Source organism: Vibrio breoganii (genome assembly GCF_001677275.1).
Classification (GTDB): domain Bacteria; phylum Pseudomonadota; class Gammaproteobacteria; order Enterobacterales; family Vibrionaceae; genus Vibrio; species Vibrio breoganii.
Genome location: NZ_CP016179.1, coordinates 188263 through 203979, shown reverse-complemented (window position 1 = coordinate 203979; position 15717 = coordinate 188263). Strand labels below are relative to the sequence as shown.

At 44.4% G+C, this 15717-nt stretch carries 26 protein-coding genes and 1 pseudogene; 12 read left to right on the top strand and 15 right to left on the bottom strand.

The window, feature by feature from the left end; genetic code table 11:
• Positions 1-30: 30 nt before the first annotated feature.
• Positions 31-144: pseudogene (locus A6E01_RS21185) on the top strand (transposase); the annotation flags it as partial.
• 90 nt (positions 145-234) lie between these two features.
• Positions 235-432 (top strand): hypothetical protein, encoded by a 198-nt coding sequence (locus tag A6E01_RS21180; protein ID WP_082961429.1) that lies wholly within the window; start codon positions 235-237, stop codon positions 430-432.
• A gap of 256 nt (positions 433-688) precedes the next feature.
• Here the strand turns inward: A6E01_RS21180 and A6E01_RS21360 are convergent, their stop codons facing one another.
• Positions 689-859 (bottom strand): hypothetical protein, encoded by a 171-nt coding sequence (locus A6E01_RS21360; protein WP_156744657.1) that lies wholly within the window; start codon positions 857-859, stop codon positions 689-691.
• Positions 860-1066: 207 nt separating this feature from the next.
• Here A6E01_RS21360 and A6E01_RS20020 point away from each other — a divergent pair, with 207 nt between their 5' ends.
• Positions 1067-2275 (top strand): hypothetical protein, encoded by a 1209-nt coding sequence (locus tag A6E01_RS20020; RefSeq protein WP_156744656.1) that lies wholly within the window; start codon positions 1067-1069, stop codon positions 2273-2275.
• Between the two features lie 39 nt (positions 2276-2314).
• Here A6E01_RS20020 and A6E01_RS20015 read toward each other — a convergent pair whose 3' ends face one another.
• The 4 genes from A6E01_RS20015 to A6E01_RS20000 all read right to left on the bottom strand — a co-directional run bounded on the left by A6E01_RS20015 (position 2315) and on the right by A6E01_RS20000 (position 4115).
• Positions 2315-2629 carry a hypothetical protein gene (locus tag A6E01_RS20015; protein WP_065211263.1) on the bottom strand — a complete coding sequence of 105 codons (315 nt, stop codon included), beginning with the start codon at positions 2627-2629 and terminating at the stop codon, positions 2315-2317.
• Positions 2630-2702: 73 nt separating this feature from the next.
• Positions 2703-3062, bottom strand: a complete 360-nt coding sequence (locus A6E01_RS20010) for a hypothetical protein (protein ID WP_156744655.1) — start codon at positions 3060-3062, stop codon at positions 2703-2705.
• Between the two features lie 117 nt (positions 3063-3179).
• Positions 3180-3548, bottom strand: coding sequence for a hypothetical protein (locus A6E01_RS20005; RefSeq protein ID WP_065211261.1), 369 nt, complete (start codon positions 3546-3548; stop codon positions 3180-3182).
• A gap of 99 nt (positions 3549-3647) precedes the next feature.
• Positions 3648-4115, bottom strand: coding sequence for an Aca2/YdiL-like domain-containing protein (locus tag A6E01_RS20000; RefSeq protein WP_065211260.1), 468 nt, complete (start codon positions 4113-4115; stop codon positions 3648-3650).
• A gap of 418 nt (positions 4116-4533) precedes the next feature.
• Between A6E01_RS20000 and A6E01_RS19995 the strand changes: the two genes are divergently transcribed.
• Positions 4534-4794, top strand: a complete 261-nt coding sequence (locus A6E01_RS19995; protein WP_065211259.1) for a hypothetical protein — start codon at positions 4534-4536, stop codon at positions 4792-4794.
• Positions 4791-5039, top strand: coding sequence for a hypothetical protein (locus A6E01_RS19990; RefSeq protein WP_065211258.1), 249 nt, complete (start codon positions 4791-4793; stop codon positions 5037-5039). The genes A6E01_RS19995 and A6E01_RS19990 overlap by 4 nt, the downstream gene beginning before the upstream one ends.
• Positions 5040-5159: 120 nt before the next feature.
• Here the strand turns inward: A6E01_RS19990 and A6E01_RS19985 are convergent, their stop codons facing one another.
• Positions 5160-5597, bottom strand: a complete 438-nt coding sequence (locus A6E01_RS19985) for a hypothetical protein (protein ID WP_065211257.1) — start codon at positions 5595-5597, stop codon at positions 5160-5162.
• Between the two features lie 241 nt (positions 5598-5838).
• On the opposite strand from A6E01_RS19985, the gene A6E01_RS19980 reads away from it, so the two are divergent.
• The 5 genes from A6E01_RS19980 to A6E01_RS19960 all read left to right on the top strand — a co-directional run bounded on the left by A6E01_RS19980 (position 5839) and on the right by A6E01_RS19960 (position 8523).
• A complete protein-coding gene (locus A6E01_RS19980) occupies positions 5839-6480 on the top strand; it encodes a hypothetical protein (protein WP_065211256.1) in 642 nt (213 codons plus the stop codon).
• A gap of 197 nt (positions 6481-6677) precedes the next feature.
• Positions 6678-7475 (top strand): class II fructose-bisphosphate aldolase, encoded by a 798-nt coding sequence (locus tag A6E01_RS19975; RefSeq protein ID WP_065211255.1) that lies wholly within the window; start codon positions 6678-6680, stop codon positions 7473-7475.
• A gap of 16 nt (positions 7476-7491) precedes the next feature.
• Positions 7492-7878, top strand: a complete 387-nt coding sequence (locus A6E01_RS19970; protein WP_065211254.1) for a YjbQ family protein — start codon at positions 7492-7494, stop codon at positions 7876-7878.
• Positions 7879-7914: 36 nt separating this feature from the next.
• Entirely contained in the window at positions 7915-8172 is a 258-nt protein-coding gene (locus A6E01_RS19965; RefSeq protein ID WP_065211253.1) for an HPr family phosphocarrier protein, read from the top strand.
• Positions 8173-8274: 102 nt separating this feature from the next.
• The gene (locus A6E01_RS19960; RefSeq protein ID WP_156744654.1) at positions 8275-8523 is read left to right on the top strand and encodes a hypothetical protein; all 249 of its coding nucleotides are present in this window, start codon (positions 8275-8277) and stop codon (positions 8521-8523) included.
• A 41-nt stretch (positions 8524-8564) separates the two neighbouring features.
• Here the strand turns inward: A6E01_RS19960 and A6E01_RS19955 are convergent, their stop codons facing one another.
• The 5 genes from A6E01_RS19955 to A6E01_RS21355 all read right to left on the bottom strand — a co-directional run bounded on the left by A6E01_RS19955 (position 8565) and on the right by A6E01_RS21355 (position 11144).
• Positions 8565-8777 (bottom strand): hypothetical protein, encoded by a 213-nt coding sequence (locus A6E01_RS19955; RefSeq protein WP_065211251.1) that lies wholly within the window; start codon positions 8775-8777, stop codon positions 8565-8567.
• Between the two features lie 158 nt (positions 8778-8935).
• Positions 8936-9163 (bottom strand): hypothetical protein, encoded by a 228-nt coding sequence (locus A6E01_RS19950; protein ID WP_065211250.1) that lies wholly within the window; start codon positions 9161-9163, stop codon positions 8936-8938.
• Positions 9135-9455, bottom strand: coding sequence for a hypothetical protein (locus A6E01_RS19945; RefSeq protein ID WP_065211249.1), 321 nt, complete (start codon positions 9453-9455; stop codon positions 9135-9137). Before A6E01_RS19945 ends, A6E01_RS19950 begins: the two co-directional genes overlap by 29 nt.
• Before the next feature lie 155 nt (positions 9456-9610).
• On the bottom strand, positions 9611-10825 hold the full coding sequence (locus A6E01_RS19940; RefSeq protein WP_065211248.1) for a coiled-coil domain-containing protein: 1215 nt from the start codon (positions 10823-10825) through the stop codon (positions 9611-9613).
• 136 nt (positions 10826-10961) lie between these two features.
• On the bottom strand, positions 10962-11144 hold the full coding sequence (locus A6E01_RS21355) for a hypothetical protein (RefSeq protein ID WP_133152954.1): 183 nt from the start codon (positions 11142-11144) through the stop codon (positions 10962-10964).
• Positions 11145-11285: 141 nt separating this feature from the next.
• On the opposite strand from A6E01_RS21355, the gene A6E01_RS19935 reads away from it, so the two are divergent.
• Entirely contained in the window at positions 11286-11981 is a 696-nt protein-coding gene (locus A6E01_RS19935; RefSeq protein WP_157939653.1) for a GmrSD restriction endonuclease domain-containing protein, read from the top strand.
• Between the two features lie 218 nt (positions 11982-12199).
• On the opposite strand, the gene A6E01_RS19930 is transcribed toward A6E01_RS19935, so the two are convergent.
• On the bottom strand, positions 12200-12814 hold the full coding sequence (locus A6E01_RS19930) for a hypothetical protein (RefSeq protein WP_065211247.1): 615 nt from the start codon (positions 12812-12814) through the stop codon (positions 12200-12202).
• 524 nt (positions 12815-13338) lie between these two features.
• Between A6E01_RS19930 and A6E01_RS19925 the strand changes: the two genes are divergently transcribed.
• A complete protein-coding gene (locus A6E01_RS19925) occupies positions 13339-13527 on the top strand; it encodes a hypothetical protein (protein ID WP_065211246.1) in 189 nt (62 codons plus the stop codon).
• A 5-nt stretch (positions 13528-13532) separates the two neighbouring features.
• Here A6E01_RS19925 and A6E01_RS19920 read toward each other — a convergent pair whose 3' ends face one another.
• From A6E01_RS19920 to yfbR, 3 genes are all read right to left on the bottom strand, one after another.
• Positions 13533-13778: a hypothetical protein gene (locus A6E01_RS19920; protein WP_133152949.1), complete on the bottom strand. Its 246-nt coding sequence runs from the start codon at positions 13776-13778 to the stop codon at positions 13533-13535.
• Positions 13779-13839: 61 nt separating this feature from the next.
• Positions 13840-15081, bottom strand: coding sequence for a hypothetical protein (locus A6E01_RS19915; protein ID WP_065211244.1), 1242 nt, complete (start codon positions 15079-15081; stop codon positions 13840-13842).
• Positions 15081-15704: a 5'-deoxynucleotidase gene (gene yfbR / locus A6E01_RS19910; protein ID WP_065211243.1), complete on the bottom strand. Its 624-nt coding sequence runs from the start codon at positions 15702-15704 to the stop codon at positions 15081-15083. The genes A6E01_RS19915 and yfbR overlap by 1 nt, the downstream gene beginning before the upstream one ends.
• Positions 15705-15717 lie beyond the last annotated feature (13 nt).

Below are 15717 nucleotides of genomic sequence, written 5' to 3'. Positions count from 1 at the left end.
TAGAATGCGGTGTTCATGACACGCTTACAGTTAAAGCGGCAATTCTGGAAGGAGAAAACATTCTGGTCTGATGGTTATTTCGCTTGCTCGGTTGGGAACGCCAGTGCTGAGACTATTAGGAAATACAATCAAGATCAGGGCTAGGCGATTCATCCCAGCGACAGCAGAGCTGATCAGCTGGGTTTTCTCGCCCAAAGCGCTATAAAAATACTCACCAGAATGAGGGACTTTGATATGTGCAGCAACCAACAACATCTCAGAATCTGCAACGATAGCTACAGAGCAGGCGTTAAAGCCCAGCGACAAGGCCTAGAGCGAACCGATAATCCCTCAGGCGATTTCACTATGCATATCTCTTGGATTTTAGGATTCAGTCACGCAGAAAAGGACGAAGAACTCAATAAGCTAGCAACACATGGCGTTAAAATTTAGTGCTCAGGCGAGGTGATGACACATACTTTCGCAACTGAATACCAGCGAAATAAATGGTTGCTAAGCCTCATGAAAAGGCCAGAGGTTGCCATCTTGGAGTTAACCTCACCAATTTAGGTCGTATTATCATACTAGAGCACCAAGGCTCAGCTATGCGAATCCGGTAATTTCGCATCAAACAGCCTTATTAGTATGAAGAATATAACACTAAAAAGAAGAACCTCTGATGCTATTAGATAGCATCAGAGGTTCTTTTTTAATGGGCCGGTTCACGCACGAAGCTATTTGAGATAGCTGCCACAATAGCAACTGAAGCCGGGATCACAAACCATGCGAAACCCATTACTCCAGCCCAAACACCCCAAAGGCCACTAATCACAGCTAACCATGAAAATGCGCTCAGCGCCGTCAGAAAAGCTTTCAACATATATATCCTTATCGCCTTTACGGCGTTTTAATATCCAAAACCATTTTGGACTCAGGCTATATAGTCAAAGCTGTGATTCGCAACGCGAGCAGTTAAACCAAAACAGATCGCGAACCTTAAGTTGTCATGCTTTCTTCTTGGTAACTCATAAAATCCAATAAATACTAACCGCTCTATCTCTCCTTCTAACGTAGGAGAGTAAAGCAAGTGATAAACGTCTCGTGGTATTTGAAAAATCGATTCTGGCTAAAGCAGTTTTGGGGAGTGACACTAGTTCGAAGCGCTAACGGCTTCTTTGTAATGGCTTTACTCGCCATGCAGTCCACCCAGCAAGAAATATTACTAGGGCTAGTTATTAACAATGTTGCTCTGTTTCTACTTAATGCCGGGAAGAGCCACTTGCGTCATTTCGGCTTTGAACGCTATGTAGCTATCGGTGCAGTGGCAATGTCGCTACTGATGATATTTTCAGATGCCTACATACACATAACACTATCTATCCTGATTGCCCTACTCTCCACAATAAAAGACGAAGACTCTCTCAAGTACAATGTCACAGTTAAACGCTTTGTACGTGCGCTCAAGACGAAGAGAAAGAATTACCTGGTTATCGGTTCTACGCTCATGGGTATTGGCTTAGTGTTCAGCAAACCAATAGTGGGCTTACTCGCGGATATTGATATCCGCACACTGTATATTGCTATATTGCTGTACTCATTAAAGACACTGCAATTCTCTCTGAAGACCACCAGCAAAGAACAAAAACCGAAGGAGACACTAAATCAAGAGCACTCAAGACCTCTCTGGCATTACACGCAATCAGCGTTTTGGCTAAACATCAGCAGTGCAGCCATTGGCGTATACGTTATTCCAGTTGTCTTATTCGATGTAATCACAAACCTGAACTGGGCCGACTACAAATTCACATTAATGTCTATCATTGGCGCTGTGTCGGGAGCTGCATCTCTTGCGTTCTATACTAAGCCCAAGGCTGAAAGTATCCACGCGAAGATGCTCAGTTATAGTATGTCTTTTCTCGTTGTCTCAATCATTACCACCACGGTCATCTTTGTATTTAGAGAACAGTTGTCATCAAGCGTTATATTGTGCTTAATCACCATTGGCGCATTTATGATTTGCGAGATTGGCCGGATAATTAACACCTCTGAATACGTGACCTTCCTAAACACCTTAGGTCAAAAACATTTCGGTTTTAATGCTGTTTTGGATTCATTCTTTGCAGCGAGAAGTGGCGGAACGATCGTTAGCCTTATCGGCCTATATTCTAGTTTTATATTGTTTGGCACAGCAGACTACTGGGTTGTAGCGTGTGTAGCGATCAGCACTATTTTCCACTTCTATGCTCTACTGAAAGGCCTATACACAATACCAAGCAAGACCGAACTTAACGCATAACGCATAACACATAACGCATAACACATAACGCACTGAGGCCTAGATTACCTCTTCAAATCCAGCAAAGCGCGGGCGTGTGGTCAAAGTCGAGTTAAGATATCGCTCTATCATTTCCTGCATACCGGAAGCATTGCCTTTTTCGATACCACCAACAAATGCCCGAGCGAAACCTCTCCCTCTAAGCTCCGAGACACACTCGCGAGCATACTCGCTTGGGTTTTTGTTCGAGGGCACCAATGAACCGGCGATCGGACGCACCTTCACACCATCTTGAAAAATCTCGACTAGAGAATAACTCGATCCCATATCATGCACATGAATCACTTTATACTCGTACTTGTCGCTCCAACCCATATTTTGTCGAACCTCTTAAAACGAAAAAATCCAAGAGCAACAACTGCTCTTGGATCTTCAATAACGTATTTACTTAAAAATTAGCTGACTTCTGAGCAATCTTATTCGCTTCAATAGTATCGATACTATCTAGCGCACGCTTTAGCATTGAAATTTCAACATCGCGATCTTCTTGAATCAAGCGATGCACGTTCGCAAGAAAAATCGAATCATGCTCTCGAGGACGGTATCGCTTCAGGAAAACCTCTGTATAGCCAACAGCCAACAATGCATCCTCTTCATCTTCTCTCACACCCAGACAAACAAGAGCGATAAAACCAATCAAGGGGGTCACAACAATCGAGATAGCCACCCACAGGAAGCCCGAACGGTTGAAGCGAACAGAGCAGAATCCTACTACCAATGCCGCTACCAAATACAACGCAATATACATAACTTCCTCCACGGAAATAGACTTCACTAGCATTTCTGCTAGACCTACATTCCATAGAGCGTTCATCGTACCAGTGACCACTGTGTTGCGTTTTTATTTAGCTGTCCACACACTAAATTAGTCATTTACAAAGCGCGCCTTGACTAAGCAATCTCTTTCCGTGTCGATTTTCTCGATCTCTGAGATCGCAGAACGCAACACAACAGAATCAATAGCATCACCAGCCTTTACGCGATTATGCACACTAACTAAAAAAGGAGTACTGTGAAGCGAAGGGTCGTACATCAAATTAAATACCTCAATACAACCTTCAAGAACCGCGCTTTCTTCTGCTGATACAGGCTTACCTTCAAAATACAGCGCCATAGCACCTACTACTGGCGTCATTAACACACTCAAAAGCAACCAATTGAAAAACGAGCGACCTTGTCTCGCTGCCAGACTTGCCACCAGCACACCCAGCGCGAGATACCCCAACACAACCATTACTTACACCCTATTACTTAGCTAAAAAACAGCCAATATTGTAGGGCTAAGACCAAATCCCCTTGGTTTTTGCATGGTTATTTGCGTAACAGCTCTCAACTAGCCTTTTTGCGTGATCTGCAACCATCCCAACAACGCACCTACTGGCTGAACTCTAGAATCCATATGCAAAGTAACAGTGGTCAACGTGACGAACATATCCGCAACTATTGACTGATAAAAACGCCAAGCAACAGGATTAGCTCGCTGCGGATACAGACTGCAAAATACAGCGTAATCTGGATACCAGGGAAGTGAATCGGGTTCTAGCTCTGGATTGTTTACTATCTCTGCGTAAATGGACTCTAACAGCGCAGTTTGCTCACTCATGATCATTCGCATTGTATCGCCAATCTCTGGACGCATTGGCCGCTCATCCATTTCCCAGTAGCGCCACAGGCGCTCACTAACACCAAGCGTCGTAGACACTTCCTTTATCGACAAACGAAGCTCATGACGCATAACTGAAAGCTCTACCCCATTTAACTGCTCAAAAGACACAAAACACCCACCATTAATCTGTTCCACTATTTGAACAAATTAGGCACCGATGACGATTCCTGTTTTCTATTACGCGATCCTTTTCTGTCCCATCACACACTCAAAACAACACAAGAAGGTCCAAATCAACCAAGATAGCTAAAGTGCACTTTCCGTCATTCCAATCTCACACCTTTATTCCCCTTGTTCCACGCTCGGACACTGTGTTCTGTTTTTTGCACTCTCTGTTCCATTACTGGCACCTCAGCGAACCTGCGAGACACTTCGCACAAATCAAAAACCACAAATCAACCTTGTTCCACTTTCGGCACACTCACAACCCAACAGCCAACCGATGCTTTTACGGTCAATCATAAAGACCGGCAAACACATTGATTGCATACCTACATCTGAATGACTCATTGGCGAGTCAAAAACAGGGCATTACAGCCCATAAGGGGAAGACATGATCACATCTAAAAACCTGGATAAACTCGCTACGAAGGTTGCGGTGAGTGCGTTCTTAATCGCACTTATAGCGTTCATAATCGGTACGATTGGTGCGCGAATATGGACCGTGGAAATCGCAAAAGTTGGATTGCTGACTGGACTGTTTTCAATCACTGCAGGTGTTAGCTTCAGAGTTTTGGCCTCTCTTGCTATTACCGGGCTGAAAACTAAGGAAGACACAATCAACCGAGCTTCTGAGAAAAGGAGCGCAGTATGATTGGGGAACTTAGAAACTGGCGCTTGATTCCATCAAAGGCAAAGATAGCATTAAGCTTAGATTTGCTTTGCTGGGCATTAACGGTGATTGCTGCCATTACTGCAGCAAGTGCATTATTTTTTAAAGTGAAAGGCTTCCCTGAGTACGCTATTATCTTAGGCGAGATTACAGCTGTGCTTGCACTTGGCATTGTTGCAACTGTATTTACCGGCCTATTTTGGCTGTACCGAAATATCCATAGATAGACGTTCCTTAAAACCACCACTAACTATTATTGGTGGTTTTTTTTGTCAGCTTGTAAATCTAACCTAATTCCCAAATAGCAAAAAACCCGACAATTGTCGGGTTTCGTTAGTACCAGCTGCTTAAGCCGCTACTCTTGGAAACGGGGTGCAACCCTCGTTACTCCAATCACACATATGGTCATTCAAGCACTGACTGCAAGGCAAAGTCGTTCTGCCGCAACAGTCGCACTTTCCTTTACCGTCTGTCGTCACTTGGCCCTCAGTGTCGCACTCACTGCACCATTCGTCCGCTAGGTGAAGACCTATAAAAGAAAGGTCCCAACCCTTCTGCTCAGCCACAAACACACGACTGTTCATTACTGATTTCTTCAAATCATCTTCGTTGAAACCTTTTGTCCCAACCCAGCGAAATGTTTCTTCAGTATTGAACGCAAAAGTTAACTTGCAAACCTCTGCTTCAGCAGGATTCTCAGGCACAGAAACTGTTGCAATCGAACCTGCACCGCCAAGGCGATAAGTAACCACACCAGATTCAGACTTAACCCATAATACTTCCATAATCGCGCTCCTAATAATGGCTCTTAGCCAATTTAATGTGTGTGAACAATTCACACGCTCAAGCACGATTAGTCCAAAACCAACCTCAACAAAACAGAGTCAAAGCCAGAACGTGTCCCTACATTGCAATTCGGAAACATTACACCTCGTAATAACGACTTGGGTTGCCATAACAAAGGCGTTAGCTCGATTGAGCTGAAAAGGCTTTACGCCACCACCTAACCGTAGATCTGGAGTACACATGGCAATATCTGAAAAATCTCGCTTTGAACCAACACTGACGGAAAAAGACATCGAGCGATTCTCTGATGAGAATGGAGATGTATGTCCAAACCCGCTATGCGGCCATAACATGATGCAATATCGCTCAAGTGGCCACATTAACGAGTACCACGTAGAGTGTGATATCTGTGGCTGTACGTTCGATACAGACTATACCTGCTCCACGTTGAGCAATTACTCACGACTCAAGCCGATGCGTCTCGTTCAGTTTGAAATTACTGAAGTGGACTTCATTCTTGGTGAAGACGTTGAAGGTAAAGATGGTTCTGTTAAGAAGTTAATTGATGCTCTTGAGGGTATGAAACTGACTTTAAATAAAGTCGGCAGTACCAAAGCAAGCAAAATAGATCTGGAATCCATGGAAGACATTAGCGTATTCGAAGACACGCGATGGCATAACCTAGGTAAACCCCATTTCGCGCTTTTTAATGCCCTTAGCAATCTCATTAACAGCCAATTAGAAAGCAAAGGTTTCTATAACGCAGGAATATCCCTCGACCTTGAGGATTGCGCCGATACTGGCGCCTACGTAATGGTAGAGAGTAACTTCCACACTGGTTACACGGCACTACTTCTTTCGCCAAGCATTGTAGAGATGTAAACAACTAAACCTCTGATCGCTTTATGTGTTCGGAGGTTTTCTTTATTTTTTTCGAGGCACCTCGGAAAAGCACCGAACCAAGATCTAGTTACTGTGAATCTGCTCGAAAACCCAACCCCACAAAAGACATAGCATTTCTAATAGGCAGATCGGCTAGGTTCGCCTTGCCTTTTAGTCATCACACAGGATCACCAAAAATGCTCGTAACAACGAAACGCATGCTATCTAACGCAAGCAAGCAAGGGTTCGCCATTCCATCAGCTAACCTTGTCGACTTCTTAACAGCGAAAAGCTACGCAGAAGTCGCAGCTCAGCTACAAAAACCGTTAATTCTCAGCATGCCATCATGTCACCTAGAGCACTTCGGCCTCAAAGAAGCAGCAATAACAGCCTTTCTTCTTTCTGACATCTACGACTCACAAATGGCCCTTCATCTTGATGCATGCCATGACTTTGAGGTTATCAAGGAAGCTATTGAGCTTGGGTTTACCAGTGTAATGCTCGACGCTTCAATGGATGATTTTGAAACCAACGCATCAAGAACTAAAGCAGTCGTGGATTACGCGCATCTACATGGCGTTACCGTTGAAGGCAAAATTGGCGGTCACCACAGGTCAATCACAGACCCTGCGGAAGCGAGAGAGTTTACACAAATTACCGGTGTCGATTCACTCCGAATCCACATCAACCAAGCCCAAGATATTAATAGCGACCCCGCTCTTATCAACTTTGAACAACTCAAAGCTATACGCAACGAAGTCAGCATTCCGCTCACAATGAACGCTAATGCACTGAGCGGATATGAAAACCTAACGAAATGCGCCGAACTTGGTATCGCAAAAGTGCACATCTTCTCTGATTTCATGCGAGCGGGAACGCAAGCCGCCAAGACAGGCGACTACAGCAACTATTTTGAGATGAAGAAAGCTATCGCTACCCAGATTGGCAGAACACTCAGCAACTATTACCAAGTGTTATTAACCGAAACAAGCTGATCACCCGGAGCGATAAATGAAGGTTTTTCACAAGGATCTAAAAGTGACCACCCTAGCAGGTGAGATCTCTTGGAACGACATCACTGAACAAGTCAGGGAAGCGCTACTTGAATCCAGTGTCACGGAAGGCGTCTGTGTTATTCAAACCGCGCACGCAACCTGCAGTGTAACCATTATAGATGAGACTCAAACACCAAACGAAGGTGGGACCAACCCCACCAAGGATAACGACCAGGCAATAACCTGCCCGCACACAGTAGCCTGCCATATCGGTTATAGCGAAACCGTTATTGTCCGCAATGGCGCACTGAATATCAACTCAACGTGTTACCTGCACGCGATTGACTTCGACTTGGATAGTGACAGTGAACGCACATTCTCCATCATGATTATGGGCGCTTAACCGCACCTTAACCATCAACAAAAAGAGAACTAAAAGATGAAAAAATTTCAAGATGTCGTCATTGGCGATGCGAACGGCCTACACACAAGACCGGCTGCAAAATTGGCGAAGAAAGCGAGCGAGTTTAAATCTGACATCACTTTGTTTTACAGGGACGGAAGCGCAAATGCCAAGAACCTTAAAGACATCGTAGATTTGAGAGTTCAAGGCAATGCCACTGTCGCATTATCAGCAGAAGGCCCTGACTCAGAACAAGCCCTTACCGACTTAAGAGACCTTCTTAAAGAAGCCTAGGAAAGAAACTCGAGACAATAACTTATTGTCAGTTTTGCTCATACATCATCTGCGACCCAAATTTGGGAAGTTAACCTTTCTACATGAAACATAAGGAACAGAATGATGAGCGAGACTTTAAAGAACTACCTGTGCCAGTGCCATCCAAATGGCGGTGATGACGAGATAGTGAAATGCAAAGCTACTGACTTCGAGAACGCAGCAAGACTAGCAGCCAAAGCCATGTTTGATGCTGGCGCGGATCCGGATCAAGAAGTACATGTTACTCTTGTCGTTGATGAGCAACTCCAATATTCACCTATTGGGTATTCAATGTACTTATCCGATCTAGAAGAAACAGAAGCGATTTAAAACAAAGCCTAGAGAGATTATCTTTCTAGGCTTTTTGCTTTCTAATCAAACGAAAGGTTAATGTCAGTTCGGACATCACGAGCTATCAGCTTACAGCTCTCCAGGTCCTCTGGTTTAACCTTTGACGCTAACTCAATAACCGTATCATGATCATTGCCCGCTTGCGCCTCACCAATCTTCTTACAGACCTCAGAGTCAGCAATCGCACCTACAGAGAAAGCAGCCGTAGCCACAAGTAAAATTACGCTTTTCATTTCAAAACACCTTGATTCATGGGAAGCCTAAATCAAAGTAAGCCGTGCTCTTTCCACCATTTAATTAGTTGCGCTTTTTTTGCGTTTCTTACCAAACCAGCAAAACAGGCACAAAAATGCCCACTCGAAAAGAGTGGGCATTAATTTAACATTTTGATTTAAATGACGCTGTATATCTGGTCTTCGTCTAGACCACATATTCGCTTGATACGAACACCCATAGACATATCTCTGTGGAGTAGCGACTTAATCGCTCCAACTAAGTTTCCCGGGGAAACATCCACCTCATGCGTCACTCGAGAACACGGATCAACCGCCACCTCTGCAACCAAATTACCATGAAATTTATGCTCTACTTTATTCGCAATTGCTGTGTACAAATCCATATATGCCTCCCAGCCTATCTTTAATACAACCATCTTCACGCTTCAAATGAAGCGCCAAATCTCTACTGCCAACCACATCACCAATCCGATCATAAAACGCTATCCGATTCGCTTCATAAGCCTCTTCGTCAAACGTGAGTTGCAGATCATCGTTTTTATAGATACTTGTGAAAGGACCTAAGTTGAAGATCTTAAATTCACCGTCAACCGTACTCCAAAGGCTGCTGCTTTGAGGCACGAACTGATGATTTGGTAATGATATTTCCAATACAGCTCTAACAACGCGGCGCATGATATACCTCGCACCACAAGAACTGATTTTCTTGTTTAGTCACTAAACACTCCTTAACGTTGGTAAGCCAACATGATTTCACTGCTCTTAACAGCTCTCATGTCACTTACGCCAAGAAGCATCCCTAATAAGGCATGTTACCTATCTTCCGTGTATTAACTCGATGATGACTTCTTCACATCAAGTGCTGCACTCGCTTGCTCTAACTGCAAAGCGAGTCTAGCGTTGCTAGCACGTAGGTTTTGCATTTCTTCTTCAACACCACGCAAACGGCCCAACTCAGCTTCACTTACCCCAAGCTTCACATGCGCATCAGCAATACTAGCCTGCAAGACTTCCACCTTACCTTCCGAGCTCTCCAACGACCCCTTCGCACCTGCAAGCTGCTCTGTTAGCGAAGTGATACTCATGTTCGCCTGGCTAAGCTTTTCATTGAGAGATAGCTGACTATCATTCAGATCTGAAACCTTCTGGTGTAGCGACTCGATTTCGGACTGCTTACCTTGCATATCGACCCGGTACTTATCTCCCTGCTCAACAGAAGATTTCTCCAACGCTTCCAGCTTTTGAGTTACAAGCGCACCAGAGTTTCTTTCCTCATTCAACTCAACTAAGGCACCTTCCTTTTCATCCTGTAACTTCTCCACCTTCGCTTGCAGAACGTCTATGTCTTCGGCTTGAGATTGAATCTGTTTAGATAGCATCTCTGTCACTTTCTTTTCGCCGGCCAGCTCTACTTTGTTTCCTTTCAGATCATTCTCGACCGATTCCAAGTCCTCACTCTTGATTTGAAGATCCTCAGTGAGATTGGCAACCAATTCTTCCTTGGTACATAACATAGATTCTAAATCTTGAATTCTTTCATTCTGCGCCAAGTCAGAAGACTTATAATTTGCTATTAATTCATTCGCCTCGACCAAACGACTTTTCAATGAATCAACTCGTGAGTGAGCTGCTGTGCGAGAAGCAGTAATTACCTTCGTCTGAAGACTGGTAATCAGCGTCATGATCTCGCCAATTGCCTCATTCCACTCACTACCAACTTGAATGATCTTCCCGTCTTCATCCAGGTACTTATCAACGAACTCCTCAATGATCTGCTTTCGTCGATTAAAGTGACCACCCAACTCTTCTAGATGCTTAGGCTTAAGTTGATCAGGAGAAACACCACTGGCCACCAGCGCAGTCAACTTCTTAATGTATAGAAACTCCCCCACCTTCTGATTCTTATTTACAGAATCTCTTTTTTGCTCCTGCTCAATCTTCTGCTGCGCATCTGTGGATGACGCCAATGAACGTTGCACCGAATCAGTCGGGATCGTATCTGTACTTCTATTTGCCTTAATGTCATCCAATGATAATTTATTCATCAAATCGAATTCCTGTTGTTTGTGGTTATCAGTGAACACTCATTAACATTAACACATGGTTGTAATCGCTAAAGGGCTCAATGATGAAATTTCTTACACCAATAATCGCCAATCTGTGACTTGTCACTTTTGAGCGTTACCCCTGTAACTTATTAAGTCTCTTTTCCAGAAGAGCCTGAGCGTGCGCTTTGACTGCTTTTTCATCTTCAGCATGCACTCGAATATTAATCTCCTTAACACCAAGCGCCTTGTCACGCGCTCTCTGCTCTCTTTTTCTTTCACTCGCAGTTCTAGCCATCACGCACCATTTTGATTTCATGACTTCACTCACCGTGTCTAGTCACATTTTAGCCTGCCATCCGTTGATGAGCAAACGTGTGTCACCGATTTTTGCGAATCAAACACCCACTTATAATGAATTTGAAATCATTAATTTTATAGATAGATGGAAGGAACTATTATGATGAGAGCCATACTCACTACATTCACTTTTCTCACCACAACATTCGCATTGCCAGCTCTGGCCTTCGAGGACATCAAACTAAGTAGTGATGGGATCTGCTATGCAGCTAGCTCTCCAAATTACAAGGAACTCACAAACTACAAATTGTACTTTTCTTTGGAGGAATGCCTAGAAAACGACGGCCGCTTACCTAGCGAAGGTAAATCTCAAAGACAATTCTCTAGAGGTGAGTTTGGTTCTGGCTGGATAGACAAGAATGGTGATTGTAGAAACACGAGAGCGGAGCTATTGATCTCAACATCAGTAACACCGGTAAGGTACAACACTAACAATGAATGCAGAGTGACTAGTGGGCACTGGATCAGTACATTCACCGGAAATAGCATTAACGACGCCAACAAGGCTGATGTAACTCACGTAGTACCACTGGAGTTTGCCTGGGAGCACGGAGCAATAGACTGGACCCAAAATATGCGTGAGGATTTTGCTAATGACACCAAGAACCTGCTGGTGGTCGAGCGAAAATTGAATCAATCTAAAAGCTCTAAAGACCTTACTGAGTATCTACCGCCGCAAAATCGATGCTCTTACATATTGAAATTCATTCGTGTCACTCAAAAATACCCATTGCAGTTACCAAGCGAAAAAGCGCACTCATACGAACAACTTAAGAATCAGTACTGCGGGAATTGACTGCTCTCCCCCCCCTCAGGAAGGGGCTTTCCGCCGCTTTTGGTAAACAAACTCGAATTGAAGGGGATGAAAATAGGCACACAGCTCTACAATCTGTTACTCATGAGGTAACAAATTGTAGATCCTTGAAGTGCTTTTTTGCCACTATCGCAACCCGACCTTACCGATTTTGGGCAAAGAAAACGGGATGCAAAGCATCCCGTTCTGTCTGTTATCGATTAATCAAATAGGCCCATAGTTTGAACGTCATCACACACTCCAAACAAAGAAGTTTTTGTTTCAATCAACGCCTTTTTTGACATAGTTAGGGAATCTACATCCGAACTGGACAATCCTCCCCCACTAGCCAGCACCGCGTCGAGTGTAGCAATAGCGCCATTAAAATCAGAGGCATGTAACTCCCCTGCATCACAAACCATATCAGAAGTCTGCGCCACTATCGTAATCATCGCCTGAAAAACAGTTGTCAGACGTGGAATGCAGTTATCTTCAACCATCACGACGATCGGACAATCATTAGAACCAGTCGTAAACTCATAGAACGATTGAACAGACCCAGAAAATTCCTGACCCTCTCGCGTATAACTCACCGTTCCATCAGACAGCAGATTCAGCTTAGCCACCACATGACATTCCTTGGACTCAATACTTTGAGCAAGAATTACCCCGTCCACTAACTCAATTGCCTGCAACATGTCAGGCATTGATCGCTTGGCCATCAAACCCAACAGATCTATGGCTTTAAAATCAATAAGATTAGTTTCAGTTCTATCCATGCTAATTGGCTGCAAGAAAATCGCACCGGCTACTTCAACTCGAATAACATTTTTCATCAAATACCCTTATCGCTAATTTTAGCGTTTTTACGAGAGCGACATTGCTCTTGTCCCACTAGTAGGCAAAATTAAACATGCTATGTTATGAGTAGTGTTTTGAAATCAATTTAAGATCGGGTACAACGACATGAACCCAAGTCACAGATTTCACCTGCACATTTGAAACACCAAACACCAGGTACTAAGGTAATAATGAATGGTCGCAATCCTGCCGCATAGGCAGCTAAGAATGCTACTGCATAAGTAGACAACATATTGACATCAGGCCTCGTGACCATTCAACCGGCCGTCAATATTCCTGCCGAATAGGCAGCTATGCACAAAGCCCGTTTATTCGGGCTTTGTTGCATCTGAATACCCCGAAACGCTCAAAAAATGACCCCCACCTTAAAAAGAGTGACCAGATCGGGCACTTATAGCCGCGACCCGTTATAGCAAAGAAAGCGCAACACTTTAATGATCTAAGTGCTAACTGCGCTAGTCCTCATTGTGGAAAACTAAACACATGAGGACCGCCTTTTATGTCATTCAATGAAGCTGCAAAATTAGTACGCGAAAATGACGTCGCATCAATTCGAGAAGTATTCGACAAATCTCTGGATGTTCACGTCAGGATTGATATCTACGAAGCTGTGAAGTCAGAAATCAGCTGCAACACCCCGAAAGCGAAAGCTCTACTTGAAGCTCTCCCTGGCATACAGGACGAGTGAGAACCCTACAGATCGGGTACCACGACGCGCTTTGGATCTACAAAGTGGATAAACTCAAATCGCAGACGCACTAATGCCACCTGCAGACTGTCCTTTGGCGTCTCTCGGTCACCTATTTTCAACCAATACTGCCCCTTTACCACACGGATAATGGCCTGAAATCCATTGCTACACTGATAGCTTACGGAGCGGGGCTGTATTGTCGCAAATACCTTCACATTATAAAGAACCGCTTCCTTTCTAAGCATCACGAGAAAACCATCGAGTCTCGATTTCGTGTCCCCACTAAACATCGTGACGTTTGCACTATGATTATTCTGAATCGTCATTCTCTGCTTCTGCCTCTACCTTCATTTGAGCGACATACTTCTCATACTTTTGTAAGTACGCTCGCGGGATTGCCCCATCAGAAACGGTCAACTCGAGGCCAGTGGAAGCACAGAGGCCGGCAATTCGATCAACCACCAGCAACAGTGAAGTCCATAAAGGTGCTGACTCTAATCTTATTGCGTCTACTGTCTTCCCGTCTTTCTGCAGCATCAGGAATACATCGAAATTAAACGAGTTATCCGCACTGGCAATACGCCACTCATAACCCTCACTACGAATGGACTCTGGATCCATCTCTAAATAAGGCTCAAGGAGCTGCTGACGCATTTCCATCTCATTATACCAAGCCAAGGTATGTCCCAAGACTTTCTCTGGTGACAACGGCACAGTCATCATCTCGATACGGGGGAATCGCTCTGCGACAACACTAGATAGATCCTCAACCACGCCATTAACCAGATCGCGGGCTTCAGGTGACATGACATAAGCATCAGATATACCACCCATATCAAGCGGATTACGGGTCACATATGGCACCGGTAAGAAGAACACTCTACGCACATGAGCATCATCTGGATAAACATCAAGATTTGGGGATTCAGTACAAGTAAACTTCAACTCTGATAAAGCATTCTTTGCAATGCCTACGCTCAATCGTCTCGCTATGGTCTGAACTGCGAATGGTTCACTAAGCGCTAATGACGTTGCCACCATAGGCGACACACCACCAATGGCTCGATAGGCTTCAGGCAAGCCGCTGTGTTTCCAAACGTCATTAAGCGTGTCTGCCAGTGCACTATCTAGCTCTACACACTTAGGGCCCACATACATCACACCAAAATAGATCGGCATGACATAAAAGTTAGTGACCTCACCCTTTTCGTTTTTGTGATTAGCTGGCCAACCGTTAGCGACAGACACCGCGGATTCCATGTGTGCGACGTATTCAAGTTGCAAGTCTGGGTCTATAGCCCCCTGACTCATCTTACTGAATTCTTGCACAAGCAGATCGCGCTCTTCTGGCGATGAGTCGTAAAGCAGGTGGTTGAACTTAGGCCGAAGCACTGCAAGTTTACCCTGGTATTCTTTAATCTGAGTCTCTGTACCCAAACCGCGCTTCAGTTTAGTGAGTACATAAATATACTCAATTAGGGCGTTAACCCTACCTTCCATCTGCTCTTTTGTCGGTGAACCCATTTGTTCCTGCAATGACATATCACTCATCACTCTGCCGAACCATGAGCTAACTCATCAAGATTCATCAAGCATGAGGGTAGATAGTCATCAACAAACACTGCCACCGCTCGACTAGCGCTCACATAGTCATTAAGAAGCGTCTTTTGGCGATTATACGCGTGCGAAAAATCCTTATTCCCACCCTCAAGCTCTTTTGCGGCATGAATGAACCCATCAATTATGTCAGCGGCTTTAACAATAAACTTCAATTCACCATCAAGCTCATCTTGGATGATGTACTCACGCATATGCTGACCAAAAGCGGCATCACTATAGGAGTCAGCTAGATCGCGCTCTGCTTTAGCTTCGAGAGCCTTAAAGAGATCCATCGCCTCTTTCGAGCTGTATTTAACTGAATGAGGAATATCACCCGGACCAGAAGACTCGGCAAGGTCATGATAGATTGCCATTGCGGCAACACGGTCGGGATTCACCGTTGGATTTCCAAGTGTGTGCTTAGCGATCATTGCAATGTGATGTGCTATGACGGCAACACGAAAGGTATGCTGACCTACATCATCATGAACTGCATTTCTCATTAATGGCCAACGCACGAGATTACACAAACGCAACGCCCAAGCAGGTACACCATTCTTTTTGATTTTGAACATTTTCTAAAGGCAC

What these genes read in the sequence shown, in the direction of transcription:
- A6E01_RS19970 (WP_065211254.1), top strand. Translation starts at nt 7,492, where the DNA reads ATGAAGGTTTTTCACAAGGATCTAAAAGTGACCACCCTAGCAGGTGAG.
- A6E01_RS19935 (WP_157939653.1), top strand. Translation starts at nt 11,286, where the DNA reads ATGATGAGAGCCATACTCACTACATTCACTTTTCTCACCACAACATTC.
- A6E01_RS19980 (WP_065211256.1), top strand. Translation starts at nt 5,839, where the DNA reads ATGGCAATATCTGAAAAATCTCGCTTTGAACCAACACTGACGGAAAAA.
- A6E01_RS19965 (WP_065211253.1), top strand. Translation starts at nt 7,915, where the DNA reads ATGAAAAAATTTCAAGATGTCGTCATTGGCGATGCGAACGGCCTACAC.
- A6E01_RS20010 (WP_156744655.1), bottom strand. Translation starts at nt 3,062, where the DNA reads ATGTATATTGCGTTGTATTTGGTAGCGGCATTGGTAGTAGGATTCTGC.
- A6E01_RS21360 (WP_156744657.1), bottom strand. Translation starts at nt 859, where the DNA reads ATGTTGAAAGCTTTTCTGACGGCGCTGAGCGCATTTTCATGGTTAGCT.
- A6E01_RS19990 (WP_065211258.1), top strand. Translation starts at nt 4,791, where the DNA reads ATGATTGGGGAACTTAGAAACTGGCGCTTGATTCCATCAAAGGCAAAG.
- A6E01_RS19940 (WP_065211248.1), bottom strand. Translation starts at nt 10,825, where the DNA reads ATGAATAAATTATCATTGGATGACATTAAGGCAAATAGAAGTACAGAT.
- A6E01_RS19975 (WP_065211255.1), top strand. Translation starts at nt 6,678, where the DNA reads ATGCTCGTAACAACGAAACGCATGCTATCTAACGCAAGCAAGCAAGGG.
- A6E01_RS19995 (WP_065211259.1), top strand. Translation starts at nt 4,534, where the DNA reads ATGATCACATCTAAAAACCTGGATAAACTCGCTACGAAGGTTGCGGTG.
- A6E01_RS19955 (WP_065211251.1), bottom strand. Translation starts at nt 8,777, where the DNA reads ATGAAAAGCGTAATTTTACTTGTGGCTACGGCTGCTTTCTCTGTAGGT.
- A6E01_RS19925 (WP_065211246.1), top strand. Translation starts at nt 13,339, where the DNA reads ATGTCATTCAATGAAGCTGCAAAATTAGTACGCGAAAATGACGTCGCA.
- A6E01_RS19915 (WP_065211244.1), bottom strand. Translation starts at nt 15,081, where the DNA reads ATGAGTGATATGTCATTGCAGGAACAAATGGGTTCACCGACAAAAGAG.
- A6E01_RS19930 (WP_065211247.1), bottom strand. Translation starts at nt 12,814, where the DNA reads ATGAAAAATGTTATTCGAGTTGAAGTAGCCGGTGCGATTTTCTTGCAG.
- A6E01_RS19950 (WP_065211250.1), bottom strand. Translation starts at nt 9,163, where the DNA reads ATGGATTTGTACACAGCAATTGCGAATAAAGTAGAGCATAAATTTCAT.
- A6E01_RS19945 (WP_065211249.1), bottom strand. Translation starts at nt 9,455, where the DNA reads ATGCGCCGCGTTGTTAGAGCTGTATTGGAAATATCATTACCAAATCAT.
- A6E01_RS20005 (WP_065211261.1), bottom strand. Translation starts at nt 3,548, where the DNA reads ATGGTTGTGTTGGGGTATCTCGCGCTGGGTGTGCTGGTGGCAAGTCTG.
- A6E01_RS19985 (WP_065211257.1), bottom strand. Translation starts at nt 5,597, where the DNA reads ATGGAAGTATTATGGGTTAAGTCTGAATCTGGTGTGGTTACTTATCGC.
- yfbR (WP_065211243.1), bottom strand. Translation starts at nt 15,704, where the DNA reads ATGTTCAAAATCAAAAAGAATGGTGTACCTGCTTGGGCGTTGCGTTTG.
- A6E01_RS19960 (WP_156744654.1), top strand. Translation starts at nt 8,275, where the DNA reads ATGATGAGCGAGACTTTAAAGAACTACCTGTGCCAGTGCCATCCAAAT.
- A6E01_RS21355 (WP_133152954.1), bottom strand. Translation starts at nt 11,144, where the DNA reads ATGAAATCAAAATGGTGCGTGATGGCTAGAACTGCGAGTGAAAGAAAA.
- A6E01_RS20015 (WP_065211263.1), bottom strand. Translation starts at nt 2,629, where the DNA reads ATGGGTTGGAGCGACAAGTACGAGTATAAAGTGATTCATGTGCATGAT.
- A6E01_RS21180 (WP_082961429.1), top strand. Translation starts at nt 235, where the DNA reads ATGTGCAGCAACCAACAACATCTCAGAATCTGCAACGATAGCTACAGA.